The 4923-nt window shown below is 35.1% G+C and carries 7 protein-coding genes; all 7 read left to right on the top strand.

Annotated features, from left to right (window positions below; all coding sequences use genetic code 11):
• The coding region (locus AC1DSE_RS30060) for a hypothetical protein (protein ID WP_477528683.1) at positions 1-308 on the top strand (308 nt) is incomplete at its 5' end.
• Between the two features lie 104 nt (positions 309-412).
• Positions 413-601: a hypothetical protein gene (locus tag AC1DSE_RS30055; RefSeq protein WP_477528682.1), complete on the top strand. Its 189-nt coding sequence runs from the start codon at positions 413-415 to the stop codon at positions 599-601.
• 142 nt (positions 602-743) lie between these two features.
• Complete coding sequence (locus AC1DSE_RS30050; RefSeq protein ID WP_477512978.1) at positions 744-1274, top strand: GNAT family N-acetyltransferase; 531 nt, start codon at positions 744-746, stop codon at positions 1272-1274.
• Between the two features lie 576 nt (positions 1275-1850).
• The gene (locus AC1DSE_RS30045) at positions 1851-2189 is read left to right on the top strand and encodes a hypothetical protein (protein ID WP_477528681.1); all 339 of its coding nucleotides are present in this window, start codon (positions 1851-1853) and stop codon (positions 2187-2189) included.
• A gap of 729 nt (positions 2190-2918) precedes the next feature.
• The gene (locus AC1DSE_RS30040; RefSeq protein WP_477513020.1) at positions 2919-3350 is read left to right on the top strand and encodes a DUF3888 domain-containing protein; all 432 of its coding nucleotides are present in this window, start codon (positions 2919-2921) and stop codon (positions 3348-3350) included.
• Positions 3351-3809: 459 nt separating this feature from the next.
• On the top strand, positions 3810-4334 hold the full coding sequence (locus tag AC1DSE_RS30035) for a phosphotransferase-like protein (protein WP_477509130.1): 525 nt from the start codon (positions 3810-3812) through the stop codon (positions 4332-4334).
• Between the two features lie 170 nt (positions 4335-4504).
• The gene (locus AC1DSE_RS30030) at positions 4505-4771 is read left to right on the top strand and encodes a hypothetical protein (RefSeq protein ID WP_477509129.1); all 267 of its coding nucleotides are present in this window, start codon (positions 4505-4507) and stop codon (positions 4769-4771) included.
• The last annotated feature ends 152 nt before the right edge of the window (positions 4772-4923 follow it).

Below are 4923 nucleotides of genomic sequence, written 5' to 3'. Positions count from 1 at the left end.
GGTCTGAAGAAGGAATCCTCACTATACTATTATTGATACCCTTTACTTTATTGTGGATAATCCCTTTTATTAGTGATGAAATTAAATTAAGGGTGGCTGTACCTACGAATTACTTAATGGAAACATATATTAACGACAAATATATTTCTAGTTCAAATGTTATTGACACATCGATTGAGTTAGTTAGATATAATTCTGCTAAGAAGATTTTAGATGTAAATATAAAGGTAATACCAGAAGTTTTCATGGAAAAACAATTGAAYATGGAAGAAGTTTCTCTRATGATAGATTTGCAAATTACTTTATGAATAACATATACATTGCTTATATTGATCTATTAACAGACCTCTCTAATGAAACAATAGTTCCAAAAATCATAAATGTTTTTGGTTATTGKKGAGATACTCAGATCATGCAAATACATTATACTAGAGTAAATAAAAAATACAAACTACATGAACCTTATCCTGAAATTGCTTTGATAGGCTTGAATGATTGTTGGTACTTGCAATACCCTTTTGAAGGGAAAAAAAATATGATCTTAATAAGAGAAATCAATGGTTTGGATTTTACGATGCGGATTGATGAATATATAAAATAAAAATTGCTTTTGARGGATTAAGCGTAGATAAAGCCTATAACTTCTTATAAAATGAAACTATCTTCAAAAATGAAGGGACTGAACTATGCGCAGATGTCAATATTTTCAWCCTAACTATTAAATTATAATGGAGGTAAAAGTATTGATTACAGAGTTACACACAGAACGTCTTCATTTGAGAAAAATGAAGGTATCGGATTCTTCTAGCTTGTTTAAAATTTGGTCTGATCCAGATGTTACTAAATTTATGAATGTTAGTAGTTTTACTAATGAAAATCAAGCAAAAGAAATGATTACTCTCCTTGATGACCTTTCTCAAGACAGCAAAGCTATTCGTTTCTCCATAATTAAAATAGAATCCAATGAAATCATAGGTTCTTGTGGTTTTAATTCCTTGGATTTTGAAAATGCAAAAGCTGAAATTGGATATGATATTGMTAAATCATTTTGGGGAAGAGGATATGCTTCAGAAGCTATCTGTTCTTTGTTAGATTACGCATTCTCATCTTTAAAGATGAATCGAATCGAAGCAAAAGTTGAACCCGAAAACGTGAATTCAATAAAACTTTTACAAAAGCTAAGCTTTACGTTTGAAGGAACACTAAGGCAATATGAAAGAGTAGACGGAAAGTTTAACGATCTCAATATCTATTCAAAATTAATATCGGATTAATTTGATTTTTCATGCCTATTTTGAATTGTAAGTAGCATACACGAAAACTAACCTTTACAGACAGTGTGGGGAAAAAGTATCACAAGGTTTAAACTCCCTTGGTACAATATATCTTTATAATCACCATTACGARGCTGCCGACATGATCGGCAGCCTTAATTGCGTTAACGGGCAGCTAATCTAATATGAAGAAATATCGGGTTTGAAAGCCGCTGCAAGCCGTTCGGTTGGCATCAGGCACTGTACGGAGTCAGCCAAAATGGAACTGCTACTTACACAATACGAATTGCATAAACGAAAATCYGAGGAGCTTGACGTAAAGGTAAAGGGCTCGTGGAGATCCAAAGGAGTGACAAACAATCCTTGATTGGCATCATCGCCGTTAACTTGCTTAAATGAAGTAGAAAGATATGAATGTGTGTAACACTAAAAAGCTACAGGTTCAGGACAGGACTCTCCACTCCTATCTATACTTTTGCACTCTTATTGAGTGCGAGCCACCCTTACAGGTGGCTATTTTTTATTGCTCATTAAGTGACCAATCTGCTAAAGGTTACGGTATAAGGATCCATCTGGTTGAACCATAATACGAACGGGCAGGTTAGCATGGTGCTTGGTGGGTTACATGATTTTCGTAAATGTGGTAGAATATTCCATGTAAACCGAATTGAAAGGGGACTTGGAATGAGCACAAACAAGATCCATGAAACCCAGCCCGAAAAGGAACATTTGCACAGTAACTATAATTATTTAGATGAGAACCTTCGCTCTATTCAAAGTATTGAGGGTGGAGGACCAATGAAAAAAATAGATTTAAATTCAATGCCGCGTCCTCTAAAGATCTTCGGCTACTCTGTATTTTCAATTTTAGTGTTAATGGGTGCGGTAGCAGTCTTGATTAGTTTTATTCGTTAAATTTAACAACATCACCACGCTGCTCAACTAACGGAGAACGTTAGGCAATAGCACACAACGATGAGCAGGCACTGCGGTAGCCTGCTCGTTTTATTAATCTAACGGGCAGTTATGCAAACAAAATAAAATTCGTCTTCGTAATTAGAAGGAAGTATGCTGAGTACAGCGACTCTTATGACGTTATCCAGGAGGAATTTCTCATATTCCAAAAAATCAGAAACCTATTCAAGACTCGACGACTTAAACACCAATTAAAATTACTCAAACCAATACATGTCATTTTGCATGAAAATAAAGAAGTCTTTGAAGATCATTGGCAAGCAAGAACAGAAGCTTATGAATCGCTACCAGAAAAAGATATTCAAAGTATTTTAGTCTATACTCAAAAGAAACTAAATGAAATATCAAATTATTTGAATACCATTAAGTTCAATAAACGGTCAAAGGATGTTTTATTCTTCTTTACGGACTATGTAGATTATTTATTGAAATATCACAAAAATAAATTTGATATGAGGTATCACCTACAATACATGTATTTATATAGTGAATTATTATTAGGATCGCAAAGGTATATAGCGATTAAGAATAATTTAAGAGAAATTGAAGGGGGTTCGAGGAAGACGATTCATTAAGCTAACGGGCAGTTTAGGTTAATGAATACACCTCTCTTTTCTGGACAAATTAATCTATGTTTGGTGGATTAAGGTAAAGGAAGGGTCGAGGTTCTTGAGGGTAATAATATGCTTTGTAATCCTATTCTCATTGGTTGGAACGCAATTTTGTAATGCAGTTGATGAGAAGCCACTTAAGGACTCAAAAGAATTGCAACTTCAAGATATGCTCATATTGCTTTTGCTTCCTCATATGAGAGAGAAACTTGCTGAGGCGTATTCGGATGTATTTTCTGTACCAGGTTCACCCGATATTTATCCTTATTTTGTTGATGTGAAGGAAATAAAAAGGGTTAATGGCTTCCGTGGTTTTGATTTTTTGATTACTCTTGATGTACGTCCAACAGTTGGACCTCATATCCCTGTCGGTGAAGATGTTTTTATATATCGAATCTCGCCAGCTGGAGTTGAGCTTAAAAATTTTGAACATGTTAGAGGACCGGATAAGAATGATTTCCCCCCAAATTATCAAGATCTTTTGAGGTAACGGGGTACGTTAGTTGAATAACACACCTTGGAGCAGGCGTTACGATAGCCTGCTCTTTTTATTAAACTAACGGGCAGCATTCCTATTATGAAGAAATAGTGGTTTTGAATGCTGTTGAAAGCGGCACGATTGGCATCAGGCACGGTATGAAAGTACGTTACTCTAAAAGCTACAGGTTTAGGACAGGACTCTCCACTCCTATCTATACTTTTGCACTCTGTTTGAGTGCAAGCCACCTTTCCAGGTGGCTTTTTTTATTGCTCATTAATTGACCTATCTGCTAAAGGCTATGATAAGGATCCATCTATTTGAACCATAATACGAAAGGGCAGGATTGATTATAACAGTTCTTTATATCACCACGTTTTGGTGTAAATGTTATACTGAAAATTAGATCAGGAAATCACCGTCACTATAGTATTCTTTTTTGAAGATCATGAATAAGAGAGGCATATTAAGATGAAAAAAGGGAAAATCGTATTTCTAAATGGTGTAACTAGTGCTGGGAAAACATCTATAGTAGATGCTATACAGTTAAAATCAGATGAATTTTTTTATGTTGTTGCAAATGACCTTTTTGAGAATACAATAGGCGATAACTATCTCCGTGAAGATTATTGGAAATATTTAAGTGATGCAATTATTATGATGTATCATACTGCTAAACTATTTTCTGACCATGGTAAGAATGTACTAATAGACGGAATTTTGGTTGAAAGACCCGAATTAAAACCGCATTATGAAAAAGTTAAGGATATATTTGCSGGGTATCCTTTCTATATTGTCGAAGTTTTTTGTCCTTTAGACATTTGTCGCCAAAGAAATATTGAACGTGGAGATAGAACYGAAGAYCAATCTGAGTGGCAAAATAATATTATGGCCAAAGATATACAATACAACTGTACTGTCAATACACACACAAATTCTTCAGAAGAATGTGCAGATTCGATTCTAAAATATTTATTTGATAGGTCCGAGGTTTAAGCTATCGGGACACGATAGCTCAATTAAACAGTTATGATGAAGCTGCTGGCATAATCGGCAGCTTCATTACGCTAATGCGCAGAATAGTTACAATATGTGGTAATATCTATTTGTAAGATAATGGACTGAATTACTTCAGGATCTGATCGGATGGAGGTGGCGACCATTTTATGAAAAGGACAATAATTGGTGGGGTACTCTTGTTAACTGGCACCATGATTTCATTAGCGATTTTAATTGCAGCTGCTTCTTATGCACCAAGTATCACTACTTGGCAAGGTTCAAAGTTGTGGTTTGCCATTTTCGGAACAAATGATTTTGGCGAAGAAGTAGTAGTAGATAGTTTATTTCTTGGCTTTCCTTTTATTATGGGTATTGTTTTGTTTATTCTAGGATTGATTGTGTTAGGGATGGAGTACTTCAGGAAGGAAGAATAATTCGGGGTTGAACTAACGGAAAACGATAGTTGAACACCAGAAGGGCGCCGCGTGATACCTCTTCGTTACGCTAACGGGCAGCATTCCTATTATGAAGAAATAGTGGTTTTGAATACTGTTGAAAGCTAGTGGTTTTGAATACTGTTGAAAGC

It is taken from the genome of Paenibacillus sp. 01L418, from assembly GCF_056400045.1.
This window is presented reverse-complemented; position numbering and strand designations above follow the sequence as displayed.